Consider the following 24,894-nt stretch of genomic DNA (forward strand, 5'->3'; position numbering starts at 1 on the left):
CCGGGTGATTTACCGGCGCCGCGGCCGGGGGGCGGCCGCCGGTTCTTGCGAAAACAAGGTTGTGGTGGTTGCTTACCCCGCGGGCCGCCCCCCGTCCGCGGGGGCGGCGGGGGGGGCCCCCGCGACACGCCCCGGTGGTTTGATCGAGTCACCAACCAAATACGGGGGAGTGCTCCGATGGACAAGAAGGCGTTCCGGTTCGGCGTGGTCGCGGCTGCGACCGAGGGCGGCGCGAAGTGGCTGCAAACCGCGCGGCGGGCCGAAGAGCTCGGCTACTCCACCCTTCTCTGCCCGGACAACCTCAACCTCCCCACGCCCACCGCCGCCCTCGCGGCCGCGGCCGCCGTCACCACCGACCTCCGCGTCGGCTCCTTCGTCCTCGCCAGTCCGCTGCGCACCGCGCGGGCTGCCGCCTGGGAGTCGCACAGCCTGACCGTGGTCACCGGCGGCCGGTTCGAACTCGGGCTCGGCACCGGGCTGCCCACCATGCGGCAGCAGGCCGAAGAGCTCGGCCTGCCCTACGGCTCGGGGCAGGACCGGCTCGACTCGATTTCGGAGACCATCGACCACGTCCGTCGTCTCGACGGCGACGTGCACACCCCCGTCATGCTCGCCGCCGGCGGGCCGAAGGCGCGGCGGCTCGCCGGTGCCAAGGCCGACATCGTCACCCTCGCCGGCGGTGTGCTGACCACCCGCGAGGAGATGGCCGGGTACGTCGAGGAGATCCGCGCCGCTGCCGGGGAGCGGGACGTCGAGCTCGGGCTCAACATCTTCGTCGTCGGGGAGCAGGTGCCGCCGTGGATCCGGGGGTTCATCGGCGTCGACGCCGAGACGCTCATCGAGCACGACTCGCTCACCATGATCCGCGGCAGCGTCGACGACATGGCCGCCGAGCTCGAACGGCGCCGCGACGAGCTCGGCGTCTCCTACGTCAGCGTCAACAGCGCCTTCATCGAAGAGTTCGCGCCGCTGGTGGCGCGGCTGGCGGGGAAGTGAGCGTCGCCGGGTCGGTGTTCGCGCCGCACAGCAGCACCGCGACGCGCTCTCCCGGCGCCGGCCGGTAAGCGCCGTCCAGCAGCGCCGCGAACGCCGTCGCCCCGCCCGGCTCGACGGCCAGGCGGTAGCGGTCCCACAGCGCCGTCCGGGCCTCGAGGATCGCCGAGTCGTCCACCAGCACCGAGCCGACCTCCGTGCGGGTGGCGACCGCGAACGCGATGTCGCCGAGCCGGGACGCGCCCAGGGAGTCCGCGGCGACGCCGGACACCTCGACCGCGACCGGCTCGCCGGCCGCCAGGGCCGCGTGCAACGTCGGGGCCGTGCGCGGTTCGACGCCGACCACCCGGGCCCGGCCTTCGACCGCGGCCGCGATGCCGGCCAGCAGGCCGCCGCCGCCGACCGCGACCAGGATCGTGTCGACGCCGTCCGTCTGCTCCAGCAGCTCGAGCCCCACCGTGCCCTGGCCGGCGCAGATCTCCGGCTGGTCGTAGGCGTGGCAGAAGAGCGCGCCGCGGTCCGCCGCGTCCTTCACCGCCGCGTCGTAGGCGTCCGCGTACTTGTCGCCGACCAGCTCGACCGCCGCGCCCAGCTGCCGCAGCTTCGCCACCTTGACCGCCGGCGCGGTCACCGGGACGTACACCCGCGCGGCCACGCCGAACTCGCGGGCCGCGTGCGCGACGGCGAGCCCGGCGTTCCCACCCGACGCGGCCACGACGCCGGCCGCCGAAAGCGCGCCGGCGGCGATGATCCGGTTGAACGCGCCGCGGGCCTTGAACGACCCGGTGTGCTGCAGCTGCTCGAGCTTGAACCACAGGCCGTCGTCGGCGAACACCGGCGTCCGGCGGACCCGGCCCTCGATCCGCGCGGCGGCCTGCTCGACATCCGAAGTACTGATCACGTCCCTAGCATGCGCGCGAAGCTGCCGTAAGCACCAGCGAGGTCTCCTAGGCTGGCCTTAGCAACGCTTACGGCTGGAGGTCCCGTGCTCGACGCTCGCCGCCTCGCCTTGCTCGGCGAGATCGCCCGCGCGGGCTCGATCGCCGCGGCGGCCCAGAAGCTGTCTTTCACGCCGTCCGCCGTCTCGCAGCAGCTGGCGAAGCTCGAACGGGATGTCGGCGCGTCCGTGCTGCACCGCCACGCGCGCGGAGTCACGCTCACGCCGGTCGGGGAAGCGCTGCTGGTCCACGCCGAGACGATCGCCGGGGAACTGCGCGGCGCGGAAGCCGTGCTCCGAGCGGAGCCGGCGCGGCTCGCCGTCGGCACGTTCGCGAGCGCCGCTGCGACGCTCGTCCCGGCGGCGCTCGCGGAGTTCCGCCGGGCGCACCCGGCGGTCGCCCTGCGGTTGCTGGACCTCGAGCCGCCCGACGGCTACGACCTGGTCCGCTCGCGTGAGCTGGACCTGCTGATCACCCACCGCTACCCGGGCGCGCCGCTGCCCGAGGCGCGCGGGCTGGCCCGGTCACTGCTGCGGGCGGAACGGTTCCGGCTGATCCTGCCCCGGGAGCACCCGAAGGCCCGCGCCCGCCGGCTCACGCTGGCGGCGCTGACGCGCGAAGACTGGATCTCGGGCAGCCCCGGCGTACCCAACCGCGCGTGCCTCGACCAGCTCGCCGAAGCGGCGGGCGTCACGCTCGGGGTGACCTACGAAACCCGGGACTACCAGGTGATCCTGGCGCTGGTCGAGGCCGGCTTGGGGGTCGCGTTCGTGCCGGAAAGCGTGCTCGAGCGGGCGGAAGCGTCGCGGGTCGAGGTCCGCGAGGTAGCCGACGCGCGCCCGGCGCGGGACCTCTTCCTGGTCCACCACCGGCGGCCGGGCGAGCTGGTCACGGAGATGGTCGACCGGCTCAGCCGACCGGCCGGCCCACGTTCTCGAAGCGCGCGGAGGCAGCCTTGAGCGCGTCCAAGCAAGCGCGCACCGCGCCGCGGTCTTCCTCGCCCGCCCGGCAAATCGCGTAGATCGTGCGCGTCAACGCCGGGCGGGTCGCCAGGATGCGGACCCCCTCCGGCGACTGCTCGCGGGCCAGCCGCGGGACCAGCGCCGCGCCGACGTTGCCCGCCACCAGGGCCAGCTGCGTCGGGTAGCCGCCGACCGTGCAGCTGATCCGCGGCTCCAGCCGTTGCTTGCGCAGCACCTGCACCAGCCACTCGTAGCAGCCGGACCCCTGGCTCCAGCCGATCCACGGCAGGTCGTCCACTTCGGACAGATCCACCGTCTTGCGGTGCGCGAGCCGGTGGCCGGCGGGCAAGACCAGGTCCGCGACGTCGGAGAACAGCGCGATCCGCGTCGTCGACGGCGGGATCACCGTCGGCCGGTCCTCCCAGCTCTCCAGCACCGCCACGTCGAGGTCGCCGGCCAGCACGCGGGGCATCGTCTGCTCCGCTTCCCCTTCGTGCAGCGTCACCGCCAGCCGCGGGTGCTGCGCCGCGAGTGTCGCCAGCGCGGGCGGGAGCAGCGCGTGCACCGTCGTCGGGATCGCCCCGACCCGCAACGGCCCGATGACGTCCTCGCGCAGCAGTTCCAGGTCCGACTTCGCCTCGGCGACCTGCGCCAGGATCCGCTCGGCGTGCCCGGCCAGCACCTGGCCCGCCTTCGTCAGCCGCACGCCGCGGCCGCGGGGCTCCAGCAGCGGCTGCCCCGCCTCCCGTTCCAGCTTGGCCAGCTGCTGCGACACCCCCGACGGTGTGACGTGCAGGGACGCGGCCGCCGCGGCCACCGAACCCTGCGTGGCGACCGCGTGCAGCGCGCGCATCCGCTCGATTCCGAACACGGTAGAAATGCTACCGAATGAAGCCCAGAAACATTCGCTTGTCCTTGACAGTCGTGACCCGCACGCTGGAGCCGTGACCACGACCGCGCCCCGCCCGACGACCACCCCCACGCCGTTCACCGAGCGCTTCGACCCGCGCCTGCTCGCCGCGCTCGGCAGCTTCTGCATCTCGCTGTCGTCGGTCTTCATCAAGGTCTCGCACGCCAGCGGCAGCACGAGCGCGTTCTGGCGCTGCCTGCTGGCCCTGCCGGTGCTGCTCGCGCTCGCCGCGCGGGAACGGCGGAAGTCCGGCGCCGCACCCCGCGTGCTGCTCCCGCTGCTGGCCGGCCTCGGGCTCGGCCTGGACTTCGTGCTGTGGGGCGAGGCGATCCCGCGGGTCGGCGCCGGCATCGCGACCGTGCTGCTCGCCGTCCAGGTGGTCATCGTGCCGCTGCTGGCGTTCGCGTTCCTGCGGGAACGGCCGGCGAAGCAGTTCCTCCTCGCCGTGCCCGTGCTGCTCGGCGGCGTCGTGCTGGCCGGCGGGTTCGCCGGGAGCGGCTCGTTCGGCCCGGACCCGGTGACCGGTGCCGTGTTCGCGATGCTCGCCGGTGCCGGGTACGCCGTGTACCTCTTCCTGATCCGGCTGAGCGGCGGCAAGGGCGCGCAAGCGCAGTCCCTGGTGCTCGCGACGGTCTCGGCCGGTGCCGTCGCCGTCGCTCTCGGCGTCCCGTCCGGAACGCTCGACCTGAGCCCGAGCGCGCAGACGTTCGGCTGGCTGGTCGCGCTCGCCGTCGTCGGCCAGCTGATCGGGTGGATCCTGATCTCCGCCGCGCTGCCCCGGATCAACGCCACCACCGGCGCGACGCTGATGCTGCTGCAGCCCGTCGGCGCGGTGCTCCTGGGCATCGGCCTGCTGGGGGAGACGCCGAGCGCGCTGCAGCTCGTCGGCTGCGCGGGCGTGGTCGCCGCCGTCTGCTTCGCCGGGCGGACCCGCCGCGGGTGATCTGCGGGCCCGGGCGGTCCCGGCTAGCGTCACCGGTATGCGTGTGCTGGTGGCCGGGGCTTCGGGGTTCGTCGGCAGCCGGTTGTGCCCGGCGCTGGAAGACGCGGGCCACGACGTCCTCGCGATGACCCGCCACCCCGCGAAGTACCGCGGCGCCGGGACGCCCGTGCGCGGCGACGTCGCCGACGTCGGCTCCCTGCGCGACGCGCTCAAGGGCGCCGAAGCCGCCTACTACCTCGTGCACTCGCTCGACAGCAGTGACTTCAAACGCCGTGACGCCGACGCGGCCCGCGCGTTCGCCCGGGCGGCGTCGGACGCGGGCGTGGGCCGGATCGTCTACCTCGGCGGCCTCGGCGACGACGACGATGCGCTGTCCGAGCACCTGGCCAGCCGCCGCGAGGTCGAGCGGCTGCTGGGGGAGACCGGCGTGCCGGTGACCGTGCTGCGCGCCGGGATCGTCATCGGGCACGGCGGGACGTCGTGGGAGCTGACCCGCCAGCTCGTCGAGCACCTGCCCGCGATGGTCACACCGCGCTGGGTCGGCACGCGCACGCAGCCGATCGCGGTCGCCGACGTCGTCCGCTACCTGGCCGGCGTGCTCGACCACCCGGAGGCCGAGGGCCGGACGTTCGAGATCGGCGGACCCGAGGTGCTGGCCTACCGCGACATGCTGCAGCGGGTCGCGGCGATCGAGGGGCGGCCGCTGGTGATCGTGCCGGTGCCGCTGCTTTCACCCCGGCTGTCCTCGTACTGGCTGTCCCTGGTCACCGACATCGACGTCACGACCGGCCGGGCGCTGATCGACTCGATGACGAACGAGGTCGTCGTCCGCGACGACGCCATCCGCCGGATCGTCGAGTTCGAGCCGATGGGCTACGACGAAGCCGTGCTGCAAGCCCTCGGCGAGCGGGCGAAGAGCCGGCGGCCCGCGTGAAGAAGACCCTCCTCGCCGGGGTGACGGCTGCCGGGTCCGGACTGCTCGGCGCGTCGCTGGCCAGCCGGCCGGGGTCGCGGCGGTTCCACACCCTCACGGCGTCGGTCGCGGCGACCTGGTTCGCCGGCGCCGGGCGGGTGCCGCGCGGCCGCCCGGACGTCGTCCAGCCGGTCCTCGTAGGAGCGGGCGCGTTCGGCGTGTTCTACGGCTGCGCGCTGGTGGCCCGCCGCATCCCGCCGCTGCGCCGGGCCATCGCGGGCGTGCTCGACCACGCCCACCGCGGTTCGACGCCGTCGGTGGTGGCGACGGCGCTGGTGACCGGCGCGGCCGAGGAGCTCTTCTTCCGCGGCGCGCTCCACGACGCGTTCGGCGGCCCGAAAGCGACGGCGCTGTACGTGGTTTCGACGACGGCGACGCGCAACCCCGCGCTGGTACTGGCGTCGGCGGTGATGGGGACGCTGTTCACCCTGCAGCGCGGCCGGGCGGGCGGGGTGCAGGCGCCGCTGCTGACGCACGTGGTGTGGTCGGCGCTGATGCTCGCCTTCCTGCCGCGCCTGTTCCCTTCGCCTAACCCATGATCCCGTCGTAGGCGGCCATGACGACGTCGAGGCCGCGGGCGTACCCGCCGTCCCAGAGGACCTGGTTCATCACGTACGCCACCACCATGCGGTTCTCCGCGTCGACGAGGACCACCGAGCCGCCCCACCCGCCCCACGAGCACGTGCGGCCCTCGAGCCGGTAGCCCAGGCCGTAGCGCATCTGCGCGCCGAGCACGCGGTCCTCGCCGTGGAACTGCTCTTCGAAGACCCGCTCGGCCCCGGCCGCGGACAGCAATCCGCCGCCGCCCGCCAGTGCTGACTGCGCCGCGGCGACCGAGCGGGCGTTGCCGAACCCGTTGATGGCGGGCACTTCCGCGCGCCGCCAGGCCTCGGAGTACGAGTCCGAAACGCCGACCAGGAAGCCCGGCGGCTTGTCGCCCTGGGGGTCGGGGATCAGCGGCGCCACGCGGTGGTCGTGCTCGGCGGCCAGCCCGATGTGGAAGTCGGCGCCCAGCGGGCCGGCCACCTCCTCGGCGAAGTACGTGCCGAGGCTGCGCCCGGTGACGCGGCGGACGACTTCGCCCACCAGGAACCCGAACGTCACGGAGTGGTACCCGCCCGCGGTCCCGGGCTCCCACGCCGGGGCCTGCGCGGCCAGCCGCGCGGTGACGGCCGGCCAGTCGAAGAGGTCCTCGACCGCGATCGGCCCCTCGAAGTCCGGCAGGCCCGCGGTGTGCCCGAGCAGGTGCCGGACGAGCGTCTTTTCCTTGCCCGCGGCGGCGAACTCGGGCCAGTAGGCGGCGACCGGTGCGTCGAGGTCCAGCTCGCCGCGGTCGGCGAGGACCAGCGCGCACAGCGCGGTCATGGTCTTGGTGGTGGACCAGACGGTGGTGATGGTGTCGCGCTCCCACGCCACCGTGCGCGCGGCGTCGACGTACCCGCCCCACAGGTCCACCACCGGCTCGCCGTCGACCAGCACGGCCACGGACGCGCCCACGTCGTCGTTGTCGAGTGACGCCGCCAGGACGTCACGTACCTTGCCGAACCGGTCCTCGCACGTTCCGGAGATGTCGGTCACGGCGGCCAGCAAACTCCGTCCCGCCGGGGCGCACCACTCATTTTCCGGGCGGAGAATGTTTGTCCGGAACGAGCCAGAACCGGGCGGAATCCTTCAGAACCGGCCGCGGGCTTCCTATGCTGGAGCGACCCCCGGTGCGTGGAGAGGGATGTCGATGCGGACATTGCTCGTGCTGCTGCTCGTGTTCGGTTCCCTGACCCCGATCCCCGCCGAAGCGGCGACGGCGGTGTGCGTGACGTCGTGCGACACGCTCGACCCGGCGCGGGCCGCGCAGGAGAGCTTTCCCCTGCCCGACAAGGTGATCAACGGCCGCGTGCTGCGCCTGCACGCCTCCGACCCCGACGGCATGGCGTGGGCGAGCATCGACAACGGCGTCGCCGGCGACGCCGTCTGGCTCGACCGCTCGTGGGACGCCGGCGCGACCTGGGAAGGCTTGCTGGGCAAGGCGAGCATCCCCGGCACGTGGACCGGCACCCGCACGCTCATGTACAACCTCACCGATCCGGCGCACCACCGCCGCGGCTGGGTCCGCGCGTGCGGGGACGCCCAAGGCGTCGGCTGCACGGCGTGGATCTACCCGGACGTCTGCGATGCCGCGTGCGACCGCAGCGCCCCCGCCGCCGGGGACAGCCAGCCGGTGGCGCCGACGACGCTGTTCGGCCGCACGATCCGGCTCCACTTCGACGGCAAAGGCCTGGCGTGGGGCGGGATCGAAGCGGGCGGCGCCGGCGACGAGATCTGGCTCGACCGCTCGTGGGACGCCGGCGCGAGCTGGCCGGACGGCTCGTCGCTGGGCCGCACGAGTGTCGCCGCGGGCGCGACTTCCACGCACACCACGGCGTTCGCGACGCGCGATCCCCGCGGCCGGCTCTACGGCGGCGCGGTGCGTGCGTGCGGCCGCGAAGCCGCGCACGCGCAGGGAAGCTGCACGGCGTGGGCGCGCCCGGCGACGACCCGCGCGGCCGGCGCGCTCGACGCGCTGATGTGGTCCTACGAGCCGTACACCGCGTGGTGGCCGTCCAGCTGGTGGAACTCGGCGGTGGCGGTGACGGCGGTCGCCGACGCGGGCGGGTTCGACACCGCGCTGGCGCGGACGTTCGACGTCAACCGGGCTGCTTTCCCCGCCGGGGCAAGGAGTTCCGACGCGATCGAGGGTGACTTCGTCAGCCGGGCGATCGACGACAGCGCGTGGTGGGGCCTGGCGTGGGTCGCCGTCTACGACCGCACCCACGACCCGCGTTACCTCACCGAGGCGACGACGATCGCGAACTACGTCCACGGGTTCTGGGACACGGGCAGCTGCGGCGGCGGGGTCTGGTGGAATCGCGAGCGGACGTACAAGAACGCCGTGACAGCGGGGTTGTACCTGCGGCTGACCGCGTCCCTGCACAACCGGCTCGCCGGCGACACCGTGTGGGGCCAGCGGGCCCGCACCGCGGGGGACTGGTACCTGAACAGCGGCTTGATCAACTCCTCGGGCCTGGTGAACGACGGCTTGACGTCGTCGTGTGCGAACAACGGCCAAACGGTGTGGACGTACAACCAGGGTCTCGGCATCGGCGGTCTCCTGGAGCTGTGGCGGGCGACTGGCACAGCGTCCTATTTGGACGCGGCGAAGAGGTTGGCGGACGCGGCGATGACGCGGCTGGCGGCGAACGGCCTGCTCGTCGAATCCTGCGACAGCGGCACGGCTTCCTGCGACGACAACCAGAAGCAGTTCAAGGGCATCTTCCTGCGCTACTTCGGCGACCTGGCGACGGCGACGGGCTCGGCGACCTACCGCGCGTTCGTCCGGAAGCAGGCGGACGCGCTGTGGGCGAACGACCGGGACGCGCTGAACCGGATCGGCCAGCGCTGGACCGGGACGACGCCGAACGTGGCGGACTGGCGCACCCAGGCCTCGGGACTCGAAGCGATCCTGGCGGCGGGGTAGCCCGACCCGCCAGAATGGGCGCGTGCGGATCCTCCTGCTCGCGGCCGTCGCCGTGCTCGTCACCGGGTGCCAGGCCGAGGTCGCGGGACACCCCGCGCCCACCGGCTTCATCGTCAAGGACGGCACGCAGCTGCGGTTCCGGCCCGTCCTGGCCGAACTGCCGCCGGGGCCGGCGACCGGCTCGGCCGCCGAACGGCAGAGCACCGACCCGGCCACGCAGCAGGCCGCGGCCCAGGCGTTCGACTGCGCCCAGGGCAAGCCGGACCCCCTGAACGGCCGCGACGACCCGGCGTTGCCGCTGGTCAGCTGCGACCGCGCGCAAGGCACGAAGTACATCCTCGGCCCCGGCTTCCTCAGCGGTGCGGACGTGAGCCGCGTGGACGCCACCCTCGACCCGCAGACCGGCAGCTCGGTCGTCAACCTCAGCTTCACCGCCAAGGGCGCGCAGCTGTGGGCCGAGTGGACGGGGCAGAACGTCGGCAAGCAGGTCGCGATGGTGCTGCGGAGCCGCGTCCTGACCGCGCCGGCCGTGCAGTCCGCCATCACCGGCGGAGAAACGCAGATCACCGGGAAGTTCACGCTGCCCGAAGCGCGGCAGCTGGCCCGGGACATCGCGGGCGGCTGACGCTCAGCAGGTCGGCGGCAGGGCTTCCTGGCAGGCTTCGATGTTCGTCTTGTTCGTCGCCTGCTGAAGCAGTTCGTAGAGGGTCTCGCGCTGCTCGTCGCTGAGCCCGCTGAACACCTCGTCTTCGACCGCGGCGAGCGCGAACTCCGCCCGGACCAGCAGCTTGACGCCGACGTCGGTGAGCTCGACGACGTGCCGGCGCCGGTCGACGGGGGAGCGGCGGCGCTCGATCAGGTTCTCGGCCTCGAGGTCGTTGAGCAGCCCGACGACGTTCGTGCCGTCCATCTCCAGGGTCTTCGCCAGGTCCTGCTGGGAGCTGCCGCCGAGGTCACGCAGGACCGTCAGGGCGATCAGGTGCCGCGGCCGCAGCCCGAGCGGCGTGAGCACCGATTCGCTGCGCGTCTGCAACCGGCGCGTCAGCTGGCCCAGCAGCGCACCACACCGGTGGGGCGGCTGGTTGACGACCGGCAGCGAGGACATGAGCCCAGTATATGGGCACCTCAACAGTCGGTGTGCTATTAATGGTTTGTCCAACACCAACGATCTATGGGCGGCTAACGACATGGCGCACCTCCTCCACATCGACTCGAGCATCCAGGGCGAGCGCTCGGTGAGCCGCGCGCTCACCGCGCGGGCCGCGGCCGCGTGGCGCGCCGCGCACCCGGACGGCACGGTCACCTACCGCGACCTGGGCGCGAACCCGCTCCCGCACCACGACGCGGCCGGCGGGCTGGCCGCGATGGTGCCGCCGGACCAGCACACGCCGGAGCAGGCGCGGGTGTGGGCGCGGACCCTCGAGGTCATCGACGAAGTCAAGGCGGCCGACACCGTGCTGCTGGGCCTCCCGGTCTACAACTACGCGGCGCCGAGCAGCGTCAAGACGTGGGTCGACCACCTGATCGCCCCCGGGCTGTCGGTCGACGCCGAAACGCGCGCCGGGCTGCTCGGCGGCCGCGAGTTCATCGTGCTGGCCTCCCGCGGCGGCGGCTACGGCGAAGGCACGCCCCGCGAGGGCTGGGACCACGCCGAGCAGTGGCTCCCGCACGGCATTTCGACGGTCGGCCTCGAGCCGCGGTTCGTCACCGCGGAGCTGACGCTGGCGCACGTCAACCCGGCGATGGCGGAGCTCATCCCGCTGGCCGACGCGAGCCTGGCGACCGCGGAGAAGGTCATCGACGACCTCTGGGCGCCCGCGCGCGTCTGAGGGGGCGGCGGCCGGCTCGCCAAACGTCTTGAATGAGTCATTCAGGTCTTCGGAGGTCCTGAATGACTCATTCAGGACGTCGGCGGAAGCGCTGCCGGGGGCCGGCGCGACCGTTCGGCGCGCGATTCCCCGCCTTCGGCGACGACCTCCCGGACCCCCAGCGTCACCACCCGACCCCGGCCGGTACCGTCCCGCCGGAGGCCGGGTGGCAAGATGCCGGGACCCGGACAGTCGACCTGGGCGAGGAAGGTCAGGTTTGAGCGCGCACACCTCCCAGATGGACGATATCCGGCTGGTCGCGCAACCCAGCGCGTTGCCGGTCACGGATCTGTTCGTCCGCCTGATTCTCACCGACTGGTCCCTGCTGCCGATGCTGGAGCACGTGACCGCGACCGCGAGACGGCTCGTCGAGACCGTCATCGAGGCCGGCGACCCGCGGTCACCCGCGTTCGTCACGCTGCGGCTGCGGCTGCGCGCCGACGTGCTGGTGGTCGAGGTCGACGACGACGTGCCCGGGCTGCCCGAGCCGAAGGTCTCCGGTCCCGGCGAGCGCGTCGGCGTCACGCCCGGCGTGGGCGGGGCCCGCACCACCTGGTGCGAGCTGGAGCTGCCCGGCGGGATGAACGCCAAGCAGGTGCGCCTGCCGCGACGGCAGGACCGCCGGACACTGGTCGACGAGCCCGTCTCCGGCGCCCCGGTGGCGGCGGACCCGGAGGTGCTGGAGCGCCTGCTCACGCGGCTGAGCGGCTGGTCCGGCCAAGGCTGACGTGCGCCGCCGTCCCGTTCTGGTCGTGCTCTACGACGGCGTCCGGCTGCTGGACGTCTCGGGGCCCCTGGAGGTCTTCGCCGAGGCCAACGAGCACGGCGGCCGCTACGAGCTGAGGACGGCTTCCCCGGGCGGCGCCGACGTCCGCGCCAACACCGGGACACGGCTGGGCGCCGACCTCGACCTCGCCGCGGCGGACCCGCGCGGGGCGACGGTCCTGGTGCCCGGCGGCCCCGAGTGGGCCCGCACGATCGCCGACACCGAGCTGGTCGCCCAGATCCGCCGGCTGGCCGGCGGCGCGGACCGGACGGCATCGGTGTGCGCGGGCGCGTTCGCACTGGCCGCCGCGGGTGTCCTCGACGGCCGCCGCGCCACCACCCATTGGGACCTCACCGACCAGCTCGCCCGCCGCTTCCCCCGCGTACGGGTCGACGCCGACGCGATCTTCGTCCAGGACGGCCCGGTGATCACCTCGGCCGGCGTGACCTCGGGCATCGACCTGGCGTTGGCGCTGGTCGAGGCGGACCTCGGCGCCGAAGTGGCCCGGCTGGTGGCCAAGCACCTGGTCGTGTTCCTGCAGCGGCCGGGCGGGCAATCGCAGTTCAGCGTCCGGTTGCGGACGGGCCGCCCGCGCACGGAGGTGCTGCGGGCCGTGCTCGACGCCGTGGCGGCCGACCCGTCGGCCCCGCACACGCTCGACGACTTGGCCGCGCGCGCCGGGGTCAGCACGCGGCATCTGACGCGCCTGTTCCGCGAGGAGCTGGGGCGCACGCCCGCGCGGTTCGTCGAGCAGGTGCGGGTGGAGTTCGCCCAGCAACAGCTGGAGACGACGACCGAGCCCCTCGACGTCGTGGCGCGGCGGTCGGGTTTCGGGTCGGCCGAGACGCTGCGACGCGCTTTCGCCCGCGGCCTCGGTGTGACGCCCAGTGACTACCGCGCCCGGTTCCGGACTACTGGCATCGGCTGAACCGGTCGGGTTTCAGGTTGGCCGAGACGTTGCGGCGGGCCTTCGCGCTCGGCGGCTCTTGAAGAGGCATGAGCCCCCGGCGCCGTCGGGTTTCGGATCGGCCGAGACGCTGCGACGCGCTTTCGCTCGCGGCCTCGGCATAACCCCCAGCGACTACCGCGCCCGGTTTCGGACCACCGGCGTCACCTGAACCGGACCCGCCTCCCGATCCGTGCATCCAGGCAGGGAGAGGACGTGGAGGCGAGGAGGCAGCCGTAGTGCGCATTGTCATCGCGGAAGAAGACGCCCTGCTGCGGGAGGGGCTCGTGCTGCTCCTGCGCAGCGAGGGCTTCGACGTCGCCGCGGCTGTCGACCACCCCGGGGACCTCCTCGCCGCCGTTGCCGCGGAGGCGCCGGACCTGGCCGTCGTCGACGTCCGGATGCCGCCGACCTTCACCGACGAAGGGCTGCGCGCGGCCCTCGACGCGCGCCGGCTCATGCCGGGGCTCGCCATCCTCGCGCTCTCCGCCTTCGTCGAAGACGGCTACGCCGGCGACCTCCTGGCCGCCGGCGGCGGGGGCGCGGGCTACCTGCTCAAGGAGCGCGTCGGCAAGCCCGGCGAGTTCCTCGACGCCCTCAAGCGCGTCGCCGCCGGCGGAACCGTCCTGGACCGCGATGTCGTGGCCGTCCAGCTGGCCCGGCCACGGCCCGGCGACCCCGTCGGCACGCTCACCGTCCGCGAACGCGAGGTCGTCGCGCTGCTGGCCGAAGGCCACTCGGTGCCGACCATCGGCCGGCTGCTCGGCATCGGCACCGCGGCCGCCCGGCGCCACGCCGGGGACGTCAGCGCGAAGCTGCGCGTCCCCGACGGCGCCCAGGCGATGCTCAGCTACCTGCGGGCGTGAGCACTTCGGCCTGCTTCTCGCGGTACCGGGCCACGTTGGCGAGCTTGACGTCCTCGTAGCCGCGGACCAGGTCCGGCAGTTCGGCCAAGGCCAGGACCCGGGCGCGATCGACGTCGGCCGCCGTGAAGGCCGTCAGCACCATGCCGCGGTAGTCCTCGATCAGCTCGCGCTCGACCCGCCGCACCTCGGCGCGGCCGAACGGGTCGAGCCGCGTGCCGCGCAGCCTGCGCAGGGCGCGCAGCACCCGGAACGCCGGGCGGAACCACGGGCCCAGGCTGATCTTGCGCTTCATCCCGAGCGCCCGCAGCACCGGCGGGTGCAGCCGGTAGGCGTACTTCGTGCCTTCGCCGAACTGCTCCTCCAGACCCGCGGTGAACGCCGGGTCCAGGGAAAGCCGCGCGACCTCGTACTCGTCCTTGTACGCCATCAGCTTGTACAGGTGCTTCGCGACCGCTTCGGTGATCTCCGTCGGCCCGTCCTCCAGCACCCGCACCCGCTCGACGAACTCCGCATATGCCTGCGCGTACCGCTTGTCCTGGTACGCCACCAGATCCGGGATCCGGACGTCGAGCAGGCGCGCCAGCTCCGAACCCGGCTCGGCGTGCACCAGCTTCCGCACGGACGGCTGCGTGACGGGCCGCGCCGGGGCGGGGCTGCTCGCGAGCGCGGCGGGGTCGGCGACGAGCTGGCGGCCGCGGCGGAACGCCTGCAGGTTCGCCGCGACGGCGGTGCCGTTCAGCTCGATCGCGCGCTCGATCACCGCGGCGGACAGGCCGATCGCGCCGGTCTGGAAGGCCGCGCCGAGCTGCAGCACGTTCGCGAACTGGTCGTCGTCGAACAGCTCTTCGGCCAGGCCGCGCGCGTCCAGGGACACCGTGCGCTTCGCCGCGGCCTCCAGCGGCGCAAGGACGCTGCCGGGGTCCGGAAAGGACACCGTCGTGTCGACGACCATCCGGCCGGTCGGCACCTCGGTGGTCGACACGACCGCGGTGGTGCGCGAAGCGTCGGCCACGCCGAGGTTCGCCGCGTCGGCGCCGACGAGCGCGTCGCACGCGAGGTAGAGGTCGCACTCCCCGGCGGCCAGCTTGGGGGCCTGCTCGACCGGCTCCGCCGTCACTTTCAGATCGGACACCACCGCGCCGCCCTTCTGGGCCAGCCCGGTCTGGTCGAGCGTGCGCACGTGCCGCCCGTCGAGCACCGCGGCGGTGGCGAGGATCTGCGTCACGGTGACCACGCCGGTGCCGCCGATCCCGGTGATCCGGACGGTGAAGTCCGAAGTGGACACCAGGGGAGCGGGGACGGCGTCCGCGGCCAGCTCGCCGAGCTTGCGCCGCTGCTTCTTACCGGTGGGCACGACGGTGACGAACGACGGGCAGTCCCCGGCCAGGCAGGAGTAGTCGACGTTGCACGACGACTGGTGGATCGCCGTCTTGCGGCCGAACTCCGTCGCGACCGGCTGCACCGACAGGCAGTTGGACTTGGTGCCGCAGTCGCCGCAGCCCTCGCAGACGCGCTCGTTGATGACCACCCGGGTCGTCGGCGTGGCCTGCTTGCCGCGGCGGCGCTTCCGCCGCTTCTCGGCCGCGCACTCCTGCTCGTGGACGAGCACGGTGACGCCCTTGATCGCGGCCAGTTCTTCTTGCGTGGACAGGAGTTCCGTGCGGTCGCGGACCTCGACGCCGGCGGGCAGCTTGCGGCGCCGCAGCTTCGCGGGGGCGTCGCTGGTGATCACGACCTTCTTCGCGCCCTCGACGAGCAGCAGCTCGGCGACCTTCTCCACCGGCAAGCCGCCGACGGCGTCCTGCCCGCCGGTCATCGCGACCGCGGAGTTGTAGAGCAGCTTGTAGGTGATGTTGACGCCGGCCGCGACGGCCGCGCGCACGGCGAGGCTGCCGGAGTGGGTGAACGTGCCGTCGCCGATGTTCTGGACGAAGTGCTCGGCCTCCACGAACGGCGCCATGCCGATCCACTGGGTGCCCTCGCCGCCCATCTGCGTCACGCCGAGGACGGTGCCGACCTGGTCGGGCTCCATGAACAGGGCCATGGTGTGGCAGCCGATGCCGCCGCCGACGAGCGTGCCCTCGGGGACCTTCGTCGACGAGTTGTGCGGACAACCGGAGCAGAAGTACGGCGTGCGCGCCAGCAGCGGCACCGAGATGCGCTCGCGGCGACGGCGTCCACGATAGGCCTCGACCGAGGAGATGCCCTCGGGCAGCCGTCGGGCCAGGCCCGCCGCGATGCCGTCCGGGTCCAGCTCGCCGAGCTCGGTGAACAGCGTCCGGCCGTCGCGGTCCTTCTTGCCGGTGACCGCGGGCGCGCCAGGGACGCCGTAGAGGACCTCCTTGAGCGCCGTCTCGACGAACGACCGCTTCTCCTCGACGACGACGATCTCGTCGAGCCCCTCGGCGAACTCGCGGACGATCCCGGGTTCGAGGGGGTGGATCGCGCCGAGCTTGAGGACGCGGATGCCGCTTCGGGAAAGGGTTTCCGCGTCGAGGCCGAGCGCGCGGAACGCCTGCTGGAGGTCCAGGTAGGACTTGCCGGCGGAGACGATGCCGATCCGGTCGGCCGGGCCGCGCGCGGTGATCCGGTTGACCCCGCTCGCGCGCAAGTACTGCGTGACCAGGGGCAGCCGGACGGTGAAGAGGCTGCGCTCCAGCTCGGCGAGGCTGGTGCCGAGCAGCCGCGACGTCGGCGTGTGGCGGTACCCCTTTTCGAGCTCCGGTGCGGTCCACTGTGGATCGACGATCGCCGTGCCCGAGGCGTCGGCGACGTTGGCGACGACCTTCAGCGACGTCCACACGCCGGCCGCCCGGGACAGCTCGACCGCGTGCATGCCGAGGTCGAGGACGTCCTGGGAGTCGGCCGGGAAGAAGATCGGGATCGCCAGGTCGGCGAGCGCCAGCTCGGACGCGCACGGGACGGTCGAGGACTTCGCGTTCGGGTCGTCGCCGACGAGCGCCACGGCGCCGCCGCGCGGGTCGGTGCCGGCCAGGTTGGCGTGCCGCAGCGCGTCGGTGGCGCGGTCGAGGCCGGGGGCCTTGCCGTACCAGAACCCGGTGACGCCCCGCCGCCCGCCGGCGCCCGCGACGAGCTGGCTGCCCATCACCGACGTCGCGGCCAGCTCCTCGTTGAGGCCCGGGCGGTGGACGACGTCGTGCTTTTCCAGCAGCTTCGCGCGGCGGCCGAGCTCGAGGTCGTAGCCGGCCAGCGGCGAGCCCTCGTAGCCGGAGACGAACACGGCGGGGTCGCCGCCGCGGGCGCGGTCGTGGCGGACGCGGTCGAACAGCAGCCGGACCAGGGCCTGCACCCCGGTCAGGTGCACGATCCCGGCTTCCCGCAGGTAGCGGTCCTCCAGCGTGAACGTCTCCACGGCGCGGCTCCTCTCGCTGTGCTTCCGGGCACACTGCGACGCCGACCACAGCGACGCAACAGGCGATGCCGGTTCAGCATCCCAGACGCAAACTTCGGCAGGATTTCGCGTCGGCTGGCCGGCTTTTTTGCGCGCAGTTACGCTCGGGCGCATGACCGAAGAGCCGCTCGACGCGACCGACCACGAGATCCTCGGCTTGCTGCGCGAAGACGCCCGCCGCACGCTGTCGGACATCGCGGGCCGCGTCACGCTCTCGACGGCCGCGGTCAAGCGCCGCATCGACCGGCTGCGCGAAACCGGCGTGATCACCGGCTTCACCGTGCAGGTCGACCACGCGAAACTGGGCTGGGGGATCGAGGCGTTCACCGAGCTGCGGTTCGTCGGGAACACGAAGGTCGCGGAGATCCTGCGCACGACCACGCGGATGCCGGAGGCCCAGGCGGTGTTCACGATCGCGGGCGACCCGGACGCGCTGGTGTGGCTGCGGGTGCGGGACATGGCCCACCTGCAGAAGACGATCGACGAGATCCGCCGGCACCACCAGGTCACCGGCACGAAGACGCTGATCGCGCTGGAGTCCTGGTCGCGGGGTACCTGACGTGCTCGTCACGCTGGCCGAGCGCCCGGATCTCGCCGACGCCGTCTACGCGATCCCGTACCCGCCCGGTTCGCCGGAGTTCATGGCCGGCAGCCTGACGAGCCTGCTGGTGCGCGGCCGCCGGGTCTCCCGGCGCTGGCCCGAGCTGGTGGTGGCGCTCCTCGAGGACGGCCGGCCGGTCGCGCGGGGGATCATGGTGCCGTTCCGCGACCGGGGGTCGCTCCCGGCGCGCGGCTGGGACGAGGTCGCGGTGTGGGCCGCGGAGGACGCGCTCGACGGCGTTGTTTGCGACACCGCGTGTGCGCTGGAGATCGCGGTGCACCCGGACCACCAGGGCCGCGGGCATTCCCGAACGGTCCTTTCGGGTATGCGCACGGCGGCGGCAGGGCTGACGTCGCTGGTGATTCCGGTCCGCCCGCCGGACAAGGCCGCGGTGCCGGCGCTGCCGATGCGCGAGTACGCGGCGGAAACCCGGGCGGACGGCCTGCCGGCGGATCGCTGGCTGCGCACCCACGTTCGCGCCGGCGGTCGGATCGAGGCGGTGGCGCCCTGCTCGGCGACGGTCCAGGCGCCCCTCGAGGACTGGCGCCGCTGGACCGGGCTGCCGTTCACCGACGACGGCCCGGTCCTCGTCCCGGGTGCGCTCGCCCCGGTGTTCGTCTCGACGGCCCAGGACTTCGCGGTGTACGTCGAGCCGAACGTCTGGGTCTCACACCGGATCGGTTAGCCGCGCAACAGGACCCCGGATGTGCGCTCCCGCTCGAAGAAGAACTCCGGCCACGCGAGTCCGTCCGGCGGCGCGTCGATCGCGGTCGCCCGCCGGCGGAGTTCGTCCAGGTAACCGGTGTCGAGGAGCGTGCGTGCCGACAACGGTTCGCGCAGCATCGTGTCGATCGGACCTTCGTACAAGTACGCGTCCACGCCCGGGAAGCCGCGCGTGCCCGCCGGGTACTCCCGGTTCGTCGGGAAGTACGTCGTGTCGAGCGCGCCCAGCCAAGAACCCTGGATCGGCGTCAAGGACGGCCACGAGCCCAGCGCCTTCTCCAACCGCGCGTTGTCCGATGTGAACCCGTAGTGGTCCGCTACGACGTACGCCGCGCCGGGGTACTCGCGCTCCAGCTGCGCGACCGCCGCGCTGCCGCCGTCGTGCTTCAGGTGCCCCAGTCCGAACAACATCAGCGCCTTGCGGTGCTTCTGCAGCACCTGCGTCCTCACCACCGACGTGATCGACGCGTCCCGGTCGTGGAACGGCTCCATGTCCGCCGGGCTGTGGACCTGGCTCCAGTCGATGGGCGGGTCGCACGCCAGCACGCGGATCTTCCGCTCGGCCGGCAGCTTCGTGTTGACCTGCCGCACCAAGGCGAAAAGCTGTTCGTAGAACAACGAAAACCCGCAGCTCGGCTGGGTCGTGTCGCGCCAGACGCGGCTGATGTCCGGGACGTCGCCGCCCGCGATGTAGGCGTCCAGGAGCGGCTGGTGCAGCGAGTTCCCGCACTCGACGGCGATGTCGTTCACCCGGCCGGGGAAGCGCGGGTCCCGGACGAGGTCGAAGACGAACGGCCCGGGGTCCGGGCTGGACTTCGCGACGATCGAGTGGCTGCCGAAGGCGGCGAGCACGGCGCCGACGGGATCGGACGGCGGCCGCGGCTGACCCGCGTCGGCGGGTGCGGCCACCAGTGCGGCGGCCGCGAGCACGGCCAGAACGGTCTTGACCAGGCGCATGAAAGGCTCCCCAGAACGGAATACCTACTGTCTTACGACTGTAGGACAACTCGGCCAGCATCCAGCGCCGCCCGGGCCGCTGTCAAGGCCGGGTCAGTGCTTGAACGCCTCCGCGAGCCACCACGAACCGCCGTCGTCGGCGATCTTCGCGTCGATGACCAGCGGCGCGTCGCGCGGACCCGCGAGCCACTCGCGCACCGCGAAGAGGTCCTCGGCCGAGCGCACGGTGACGCCGTCGGCGCCGAAGCCGCGGCCGATCGCGGCGAGGTCGGAGTCGGGGAACCGGACCGTCGTCATGTCGGCGTCGCCGAAGTGGTGGATCTCCGCGCCGTACGCGGCGTCGTTGTAGACGATCACCACCAGCGGGAGGCCGAGCCGGACCGCGGTGTCCAGTTCGGACAGTGCCATGTGGAACCCGCCGTCGCCGGTGCCGAGCACCGGCAGCCGGTCCGGACGGGCCAGCGCCGCGCCGATCGCCGTGCCGAGACCGAGCCCGATGCTCTGGAACGCCTGTGTGAAGCAGAACCCCTCTTCGTCGGGCACCGACAGGTACGCGCTCGGGTAGCCCATGAAGTTGCCCGAGTCGATCGAGACGATCCGCTCGGCGGGCAGCAGCTCGTCCAGGAGCCTGCTCAGCGTCCGCGGGTCGATCCGGCCGCCCCGGGAGAGGTCTTCGTGCTCGACGTCGGTCCAGCGGCCGGCGGCGATCCGAGCTGCGACCTCCTCGGTGCGGTACCCCTGCTTCTCCTTGACCGCGGCGAGGGCGTCCGACGCGGTGGCGGCGACATCGCCGGTGACGCCGAGGTCGATCGGCCGGTGCGCACCCAGAGCGTGCTGCTCGACGTCGACCTGGACGAGCTTCGCGTGCGGGCTGAGCAGTTTCCCGTGGCGGGTCGTCCACATGTTCAGCGCGCAGCCCCACCCCACGACGAGGTCGGCGCCGACGATCAGCTCGGCGGCCTGCGGTGAGGCGAAGCCGCCGGAGATGCCGAGCGCGAACTCGTCGCCCTGGAAGAGCCCGTGCGCGACCGCCGACGTCGCCAGCAGCGCCCCGCACCGGGAAGCCAGCTCCCGCAACGGTTCCCGGCTGCCGCGGGCGCCGCGGCCGGCGATGAACACCGGCCGCTCGGCGGCGTCCACCAGCTCCGCCAGCCCGGCCACCGCCGCGGCGTCCGGCCGCACCACCGCAGGTCCCGGGATGTCCGGCAGCGCGACCGGCGCGTCCGGCGCGGGCTGGGCCTGGACGTCCAGGGGCAGGTTCAGCACGACCGTCCGGCGCTGCTGCCGCGCGGTCCGGAAGGCCCGCACGGTGTCGGCGACGGCGCTCGCGGCCGAGTGCACCCGCTCCGGCACGGCGCCGACCGCGGCGGCGAGCGCGTCCTGGTCGACGCGGAAGTTCGAGAGCACCGACGCGCCCGCGGAGTCGGCGGTGAGCACGAGCATCGGCGTCCGGCTCTTGGCGGCCTCGGTGATGCCGGTCATCGCGTTGGTCAGCCCGCAGCCCTGGTGCAGCGACAGCACCGAGACCCGCTCGCTCATCCGCGCGTACGCGTCGGCCATGCTCGCCGCGCCGCCTTCGTGGCGGGCGGCGACGAACCGGACGCCGCCCGCGCGCAGCGCGTTCGTCACCTCGAAGTTGCCGCTGCCCACCACGCCGAACGCCGTGCCGACGCCGAGGCCGGCCAGCGTGCGGCCGACCAGTTCGGCGACGTTCACCGCTCCACCAGTGCCAGCACGCGGGCCGGGCTGCCGGAGCCGCCGACGATCGGCAGGGGCGAGACGACGAGCAGCGTGCCGGTCGGGGGCAGCGCGGCCAGGTTCTGCAGCTGCGTCAGGCCGTGCTTCCCGGCACCCAGCAGGAGTTCGTGGCAGGGGAACATCGGCTCGAGGCCGGGCGCCTGGCCCGCGTCGGTGCCGACAGTTTCCACGCCGAGCCCGGTGATCGGCGTTTCCTCGGCGAGCCACCGCGCGCACTCGGGCGAGACGCCGGGGGAGTGCGAGCCGGTGTCGTCGGCGTTGAGGAACGCCTCCTGGTCGTGGCTGCGGGTGTCCCAGCCCGTGCGGTAGAGCAGCCAGCCGCCGTCGGGCAGCGGGCCGTGCTCGGCCGTCCACGCGCGGACGTCGTCGACCGACAGGAGGAAGTCCGGGTTCTCCGCCGCTTGCGCCGAAAAGTCCAGCACGACCGCGGGCGCCACCAGCGTCTTCAGCGGCACCTGCGAAACGTCGTGACCGTCCTTTCCGGACACCCAGTGGACGGGGACGTCGAGGTGGGTGCCGGTGTGCTCGCCGGTGTGGATGTCGTTCCAGTACCACCGCGGGCCGCGGTCGTCGTAGCGGCTGATCTCCTCCAGCCGGAACGGGATGGTGTTGGCGAACGGCTCCGGCAGCTGCAGGATCGGCGTGCTCGCGCTCAGCGGAGCGGTGAGGTCGACGATCTCGACCGATCCGTCGCCGAGCGCCTTGCTCAGCCCGTCCAACAACGACATGCCTGCCTCCCGGGTGCCGGTGTGCGTCTCGATCGGAACCCTATGCCCGCGAGGCGTTCCTTGACAGCCGTGTGGTCGCGGGTGTTGTCTTAATGTCGTAAGACAATAGGAAGGTGCCGGGTGATCGAGTTCGTCCTGGACGGCCGCTCGCGGGTCGCCACGTACATGCAGCTCGTCGTGCAGGTGAAGCAGGCGCTGAGGGTCGGCCTGCTGCGCCCGGACGACCAGCTGCCGAAGGTCCGCGAAGTGGCCCAGGCGCTGGCGATCAACCCGAACACCGTGCTCAAGGCCTACCGCGAGCTGGTCCTGGAGGGACTCGCGGAAGGCCGGCCGGGGGTGGGCACGTTCGTCACCGGCAGCCTGGCCGGGCCGTCGCTGGGCCACCAGGCGCGGCTGCGCGACGAGCTGGTGGCCTGGCTGGAGCGCGCCGAAGCCGCGGGGATGTCGCCCGACGACATCGCGGCCCTCATCGAGACCACGTTGCGGGGCACCGCGGTGCCCCGCAACCTTGCGTAGGGAGTTCCGGGATGGAGCTGGCCGTGCAGACCCGGGCGCTGGGCAAGCGCTACGGGCGCACTTGGGCGTTGCAGGACTGCGCGCTGGACGTGCCCGCCGGGCGGATCGCCGCACTGGTGGGCCCGAACGGCGCCGGCAAGACGACGTTGCTGCACCTGGCCGTCGGGCTGCTGCGGCCCGACGCGGGGGAGGTGCGCGTGTTCGGCCGCGACCCGCGGTCGGTGCTCGCCGACATCGGGTTCGTCGCGCAGGACACCCCACTGTACCGCGACTTCACCGCGGCCGAGCTCGTCACCATGGGCGGCAAGCTGAACCGCCGCCGCTGGGACGCCGCGCTGGCCCGCGAACGGCTCGCCGTGCTCGGCATCCCGCCGGACAAGCCGGTCGGCAAGCTGTCGGGTGGCCAGCGGGCGCAGGTCGCGCTCGCGCTGGCCCTGGCCAAGCGCCCCCGGCTGCTGCTGCTCGACGAGCCGATCGCCAGCCTGGACCCGTTGGCGCGCCGCGAGTTCATGCAGGCGCTGATGGGGGCGGTGGCCGAGAGCGAGACGACCGTCCTGCTGTCTTCGCACCTGCTCGCCGACCTCGAGCGCAGCTGCGACTACCTGGTCGTCCTGCAGCAGTCCCGCGTCCAGCTGACCGGGGCGGTCGACGACCTGCTCGACACGCACCGCACGCTGGTCGGCCCGCGCGCCGGCAGCGAGTCGATCGCCGGGGTGGCGAACGTGGTCCGCGCGAGCCACACCGAACGCCAGTCGACGTTGCTGGTCCGCCGCGGCGACGGTCCCATCGATCCTTTGTGGACGGAGCACGAAGTGACCCTGGAGGACCTGGTGCTGGCGTACCTGGCCGAAGCGACGCAGGCGCCCGTCGCGTGGGAGGTGCCGGCATGATCTGGCTGACCTGGCGCCAGCACCGCAGGCAGGCGCTGTTCACCTTCGGGGCGCTGGTCGCGCTGGCCGCGATCATGGTCCCGACGGGTCTGGCGATGCACGCGAAGTACGACAGCCTCGGCCTGCCCGCGTGCCGGGCCGCGCTCGGCAGCGCGTCGATGATCACGCAGACCGAGGCGACGGCGAACTGCGAAAGCCTCGGTCACCAGTTCCAGCAGCAGTTCAGCGGCATGGTGTTCGTCGCGGTCCTGTTCGTGGTGCTGCCGGTCCTGGTCGGCGTGTTCTTCGGCGCGCCGCTGGTGTCCCGCGAATTCGAGCAGGGCACCCACCGTCTCGTGTGGACGCAGGGCGTCAGCCGCCTGGAGTGGGCGCTGGTGAAGTTCGGTCTCGTCGGCGGGATCACGGTGGTGCTGGCGGTCGGGTACGCGCTGGGCGTGTCGTGGTGGTTCCAGCCGCTGGTGTCCGCGTCGACGGGCCGGCTGACGTACTTGTCGTTCGACGTCCAGGGCGTGGTGCCGATCGCGTACACGCTGTTCGCGCTGGCGCTCGGGATCTTCGCGGGGACGTACTGGCGCAAGGTGCTGCCGGCGATGGCGATCGCGCTGGTCGGCTTCGCCGTGGTCCGCGTGGCGATCGAGGTCCTGGCCCGGCCCCGCTACCTTCCCGCGCAGACGGTGTCGTTCTCGCCGTCGGGCAACCAGACGCCGAACCCGGCGTCGGGCGACTGGGTGATGTCGGAGGGCGTCCGCAACGCGGCGGGGGAAATGGTGCTGCCGAACGCCCGGATCGGCCCGTGCCCGCCGAGCGGCTGCGGCGCCGGCCCGGGGCCCGCCGAGGCGGGGTCGGGTGCGTACAACTGGATGGAGTTCCAGCCGGGGGACCGGTTCTGGACGTTCCAGGCGATCGAGACGGGCATCTTCGCGCTGTTGACGGCGGCACTGGTGTACTTCGCCCTCCGCCGGCTGCGCACGATCGCCTGACCCAAGCGCCCCAATGGGGTTGTTTCATCGTGGTTTGGCCTGGTCAACGCGGGTTGAGTGGACCTGGTAACAGCTCAGGCCTGCGCGTGTCGGACGCTGTGCTCGTGCTGGGTCAGCACGAGCAGAGCCCGCAACAGCGTCGTGGCGTGGCGTGGGTGGAGGCGCAGTTTGTCGAGGATGCGCCAGGCTTTGAGGGCGGCGAAGCCGCCCTCCACCGCGCAGCGCATCGCCGAGAACGCCGCGTTCGCCTGCCGCTGAGCCTTCGTCAGCGGCCGGCGAGCTTCGGCTTTGAACGGTGTAAACACGATCTGCTCACACCGGCCACCACACTCGACGCAGGCGCGGCTGTCGCGGACGTCTTTATGCCAACCATGAAAACCCTTGTCCCCCGCGGGAGTCAGGCCGTGGGCGTGCAGCCGTTCCCGGATCCGCAGCCGGCGGGCGGCGGTGATGTCGGCGGTCCGGCCCGCCAACACCGCCGAGAGCCACAACAACCGGCCTGCCTCGTCGGTTAGAGCGAGTACCACCAGGCCGTGGTGTTTGTGCTTGCCGCTGTAGTGGGCGCGGTTGGCTTTCCCGGTGCGGCGGCGGGTCCGGATCAGGGTCCCGTCTACCAGCACCACCGCAGCGGCGCAGGCCACTAACCGGCGCAG

General features: G+C 72.9%; 25 protein-coding genes. 16 read left to right on the top strand and 9 right to left on the bottom strand.

Annotation, left to right across the window (positions count from 1 at the left end; all coding sequences use genetic code 11):
* Window positions 1-177: 177 nt before the first annotated feature.
* Entirely contained in the window at window positions 178-996 is an 819-nt protein-coding gene (locus tag ACIQWX_RS50485) for an LLM class flavin-dependent oxidoreductase (protein WP_400887445.1), read from the top strand.
* Here the strand turns inward: ACIQWX_RS50485 and ACIQWX_RS50490 are convergent.
* Window positions 950-1,894, bottom strand: a complete 945-nt coding sequence (locus tag ACIQWX_RS50490) for a threonine/serine dehydratase (RefSeq protein WP_400887447.1) — start codon at window positions 1,892-1,894, stop codon at window positions 950-952. The two genes, ACIQWX_RS50485 and ACIQWX_RS50490, sit on opposite strands and share 47 nt — an antisense overlap.
* 84 nt (window positions 1,895-1,978) lie before the next feature.
* On the opposite strand from ACIQWX_RS50490, the gene ACIQWX_RS50495 reads away from it, so the two are divergent.
* Window positions 1,979-2,890: a LysR substrate-binding domain-containing protein gene (locus tag ACIQWX_RS50495; RefSeq protein WP_400887450.1), complete on the top strand. Its 912-nt coding sequence runs from the start codon at window positions 1,979-1,981 to the stop codon at window positions 2,888-2,890.
* Here the strand turns inward: ACIQWX_RS50495 and ACIQWX_RS50500 are convergent.
* Window positions 2,841-3,764: a LysR family transcriptional regulator gene (locus ACIQWX_RS50500; protein ID WP_400887452.1), complete on the bottom strand. Its 924-nt coding sequence runs from the start codon at window positions 3,762-3,764 to the stop codon at window positions 2,841-2,843. The two genes, ACIQWX_RS50495 and ACIQWX_RS50500, sit on opposite strands and share 50 nt — an antisense overlap.
* A 73-nt stretch (window positions 3,765-3,837) precedes the next feature.
* Here ACIQWX_RS50500 and ACIQWX_RS50505 point away from each other — a divergent pair, with 73 nt between their 5' ends.
* The 3 genes from ACIQWX_RS50505 to ACIQWX_RS50515 are packed head-to-tail and all read left to right on the top strand — an operon-like array spanning window position 3,838 to window position 6,258.
* Window positions 3,838-4,746 (top strand): DMT family transporter, encoded by a 909-nt coding sequence (locus tag ACIQWX_RS50505; RefSeq protein WP_400887455.1) that lies wholly within the window; start codon window positions 3,838-3,840, stop codon window positions 4,744-4,746.
* Between the two features lie 37 nt (window positions 4,747-4,783).
* Window positions 4,784-5,680 (top strand): NAD(P)H-binding protein, encoded by an 897-nt coding sequence (locus ACIQWX_RS50510; protein WP_400887457.1) that lies wholly within the window; start codon window positions 4,784-4,786, stop codon window positions 5,678-5,680.
* A complete protein-coding gene (locus ACIQWX_RS50515) occupies window positions 5,677-6,258 on the top strand; it encodes a type II CAAX prenyl endopeptidase Rce1 family protein (RefSeq protein WP_400887460.1) in 582 nt (193 codons plus the stop codon). Before ACIQWX_RS50510 ends, ACIQWX_RS50515 begins: the two co-directional genes overlap by 4 nt.
* Here ACIQWX_RS50515 and ACIQWX_RS50520 read toward each other — a convergent pair.
* A complete protein-coding gene (locus ACIQWX_RS50520) occupies window positions 6,248-7,297 on the bottom strand; it encodes a serine hydrolase domain-containing protein (protein WP_400887461.1) in 1,050 nt (349 codons plus the stop codon). The two genes, ACIQWX_RS50515 and ACIQWX_RS50520, sit on opposite strands and share 11 nt — an antisense overlap.
* A gap of 154 nt (window positions 7,298-7,451) precedes the next feature.
* Here ACIQWX_RS50520 and ACIQWX_RS50525 point away from each other — a divergent pair, with 154 nt between their 5' ends.
* The gene (locus ACIQWX_RS50525; RefSeq protein ID WP_400887462.1) at window positions 7,452-9,230 is read left to right on the top strand and encodes a glycoside hydrolase family 76 protein; all 1,779 of its coding nucleotides are present in this window, start codon (window positions 7,452-7,454) and stop codon (window positions 9,228-9,230) included.
* Window positions 9,231-9,252: 22 nt separating this feature from the next.
* Window positions 9,253-9,855, top strand: a complete 603-nt coding sequence (locus ACIQWX_RS50530) for a SecDF P1 head subdomain-containing protein (protein ID WP_400887464.1) — start codon at window positions 9,253-9,255, stop codon at window positions 9,853-9,855.
* Between the two features lie 3 nt (window positions 9,856-9,858).
* Here the strand turns inward: ACIQWX_RS50530 and ACIQWX_RS50535 are convergent, their stop codons facing one another.
* Window positions 9,859-10,335, bottom strand: a complete 477-nt coding sequence (locus ACIQWX_RS50535) for a MarR family winged helix-turn-helix transcriptional regulator (RefSeq protein ID WP_400887467.1) — start codon at window positions 10,333-10,335, stop codon at window positions 9,859-9,861.
* An 82-nt stretch (window positions 10,336-10,417) separates the two neighbouring features.
* Between ACIQWX_RS50535 and ACIQWX_RS50540 the strand changes: the two genes are divergently transcribed.
* From ACIQWX_RS50540 to ACIQWX_RS50555, 4 genes are all read left to right on the top strand, one after another.
* Complete coding sequence (locus ACIQWX_RS50540) at window positions 10,418-11,059, top strand: FMN-dependent NADH-azoreductase (RefSeq protein WP_400887469.1); 642 nt, start codon at window positions 10,418-10,420, stop codon at window positions 11,057-11,059.
* A 256-nt stretch (window positions 11,060-11,315) separates the two neighbouring features.
* Complete coding sequence (locus ACIQWX_RS50545) at window positions 11,316-11,825, top strand: ATP-binding protein (protein WP_400887470.1); 510 nt, start codon at window positions 11,316-11,318, stop codon at window positions 11,823-11,825.
* Between the two features lies 1 nt (window position 11,826).
* On the top strand, window positions 11,827-12,792 hold the full coding sequence (locus tag ACIQWX_RS50550) for a GlxA family transcriptional regulator (RefSeq protein ID WP_400887473.1): 966 nt from the start codon (window positions 11,827-11,829) through the stop codon (window positions 12,790-12,792).
* Window positions 12,793-13,049: 257 nt separating this feature from the next.
* Window positions 13,050-13,676, top strand: coding sequence for a response regulator (locus tag ACIQWX_RS50555; protein ID WP_400887475.1), 627 nt, complete (start codon window positions 13,050-13,052; stop codon window positions 13,674-13,676).
* Here the strand turns inward: ACIQWX_RS50555 and ACIQWX_RS50560 are convergent.
* Window positions 13,657-17,049: an indolepyruvate ferredoxin oxidoreductase family protein gene (locus ACIQWX_RS50560; protein WP_400887478.1), complete on the bottom strand. Its 3,393-nt coding sequence runs from the start codon at window positions 17,047-17,049 to the stop codon at window positions 13,657-13,659. The genes ACIQWX_RS50555 and ACIQWX_RS50560 overlap by 20 nt on opposite strands.
* Window positions 17,050-17,200: 151 nt before the next feature.
* Between ACIQWX_RS50560 and ACIQWX_RS50565 the strand changes: the two genes are divergently transcribed.
* Together ACIQWX_RS50565 and ACIQWX_RS50570 are read left to right on the top strand one after the other, a co-directional pair.
* Window positions 17,201-17,647 carry an Lrp/AsnC family transcriptional regulator gene (locus tag ACIQWX_RS50565; protein WP_400887479.1) on the top strand — a complete coding sequence of 149 codons (447 nt, stop codon included), beginning with the start codon at window positions 17,201-17,203 and terminating at the stop codon, window positions 17,645-17,647.
* 1 nt (window position 17,648) lies between these two features.
* Entirely contained in the window at window positions 17,649-18,374 is a 726-nt protein-coding gene (locus tag ACIQWX_RS50570; RefSeq protein WP_400887481.1) for a hypothetical protein, read from the top strand.
* On the opposite strand, the gene ACIQWX_RS50575 is transcribed toward ACIQWX_RS50570, so the two are convergent.
* The 3 genes from ACIQWX_RS50575 to ACIQWX_RS50585 all read right to left on the bottom strand — a co-directional run bounded on the left by ACIQWX_RS50575 (window position 18,371) and on the right by ACIQWX_RS50585 (window position 21,855).
* Window positions 18,371-19,369 (bottom strand): hypothetical protein, encoded by a 999-nt coding sequence (locus tag ACIQWX_RS50575; RefSeq protein ID WP_400887482.1) that lies wholly within the window; start codon window positions 19,367-19,369, stop codon window positions 18,371-18,373. The two genes, ACIQWX_RS50570 and ACIQWX_RS50575, sit on opposite strands and share 4 nt — an antisense overlap.
* Before the next feature lie 93 nt (window positions 19,370-19,462).
* On the bottom strand, window positions 19,463-21,085 hold the full coding sequence (locus ACIQWX_RS50580) for a thiamine pyrophosphate-binding protein (RefSeq protein WP_400887484.1): 1,623 nt from the start codon (window positions 21,083-21,085) through the stop codon (window positions 19,463-19,465).
* On the bottom strand, window positions 21,082-21,855 hold the full coding sequence (locus tag ACIQWX_RS50585) for a cyclase family protein (protein WP_400887485.1): 774 nt from the start codon (window positions 21,853-21,855) through the stop codon (window positions 21,082-21,084). Before ACIQWX_RS50585 ends, ACIQWX_RS50580 begins: the two co-directional genes overlap by 4 nt.
* A gap of 120 nt (window positions 21,856-21,975) precedes the next feature.
* On the opposite strand from ACIQWX_RS50585, the gene ACIQWX_RS50590 reads away from it, so the two are divergent.
* Genes ACIQWX_RS50590 through ACIQWX_RS50600 form a run of 3 tightly spaced genes read left to right on the top strand, consistent with a single transcriptional unit; the run spans window position 21,976 to window position 24,241 of the window.
* A complete protein-coding gene (locus ACIQWX_RS50590; RefSeq protein ID WP_400887486.1) occupies window positions 21,976-22,371 on the top strand; it encodes a GntR family transcriptional regulator in 396 nt (131 codons plus the stop codon).
* Between the two features lie 11 nt (window positions 22,372-22,382).
* A complete protein-coding gene (locus ACIQWX_RS50595; protein WP_400887488.1) occupies window positions 22,383-23,261 on the top strand; it encodes an ABC transporter ATP-binding protein in 879 nt (292 codons plus the stop codon).
* The gene (locus tag ACIQWX_RS50600) at window positions 23,258-24,241 is read left to right on the top strand and encodes an ABC transporter permease (protein WP_400887491.1); all 984 of its coding nucleotides are present in this window, start codon (window positions 23,258-23,260) and stop codon (window positions 24,239-24,241) included. The genes ACIQWX_RS50595 and ACIQWX_RS50600 overlap by 4 nt, the downstream gene beginning before the upstream one ends.
* A gap of 74 nt (window positions 24,242-24,315) precedes the next feature.
* Here the strand turns inward: ACIQWX_RS50600 and ACIQWX_RS50605 are convergent.
* On the bottom strand, window positions 24,316-24,894 hold a 579-nt coding region (locus ACIQWX_RS50605), incomplete at its 5' end, for a transposase family protein (protein WP_400887494.1).

Source organism: Amycolatopsis sp. NPDC098790 (assembly GCF_044759945.1).
Lineage (GTDB): Bacteria > Actinomycetota > Actinomycetes > Mycobacteriales > Pseudonocardiaceae > Amycolatopsis.

Coding starts and splice junctions, on each gene's coding strand:
- ACIQWX_RS50540 (WP_400887469.1), top strand. CDS start 10,418: ATGGCGCACCTCCTCCACATCGACTCGAGCATCCAGGGCGAGCGCTCG.
- ACIQWX_RS50595 (WP_400887488.1), top strand. CDS start 22,383: ATGGAGCTGGCCGTGCAGACCCGGGCGCTGGGCAAGCGCTACGGGCGC.
- ACIQWX_RS50600 (WP_400887491.1), top strand. CDS start 23,258: ATGATCTGGCTGACCTGGCGCCAGCACCGCAGGCAGGCGCTGTTCACC.
- ACIQWX_RS50575 (WP_400887482.1), bottom strand. CDS start 19,369: ATGCGCCTGGTCAAGACCGTTCTGGCCGTGCTCGCGGCCGCCGCACTG.
- ACIQWX_RS50565 (WP_400887479.1), top strand. CDS start 17,201: ATGACCGAAGAGCCGCTCGACGCGACCGACCACGAGATCCTCGGCTTG.
- ACIQWX_RS50510 (WP_400887457.1), top strand. CDS start 4,784: ATGCGTGTGCTGGTGGCCGGGGCTTCGGGGTTCGTCGGCAGCCGGTTG.
- ACIQWX_RS50535 (WP_400887467.1), bottom strand. CDS start 10,335: ATGTCCTCGCTGCCGGTCGTCAACCAGCCGCCCCACCGGTGTGGTGCG.
- ACIQWX_RS50585 (WP_400887485.1), bottom strand. CDS start 21,855: ATGTCGTTGTTGGACGGGCTGAGCAAGGCGCTCGGCGACGGATCGGTC.
- ACIQWX_RS50485 (WP_400887445.1), top strand. CDS start 178: ATGGACAAGAAGGCGTTCCGGTTCGGCGTGGTCGCGGCTGCGACCGAG.
- ACIQWX_RS50525 (WP_400887462.1), top strand. CDS start 7,452: ATGCGGACATTGCTCGTGCTGCTGCTCGTGTTCGGTTCCCTGACCCCG.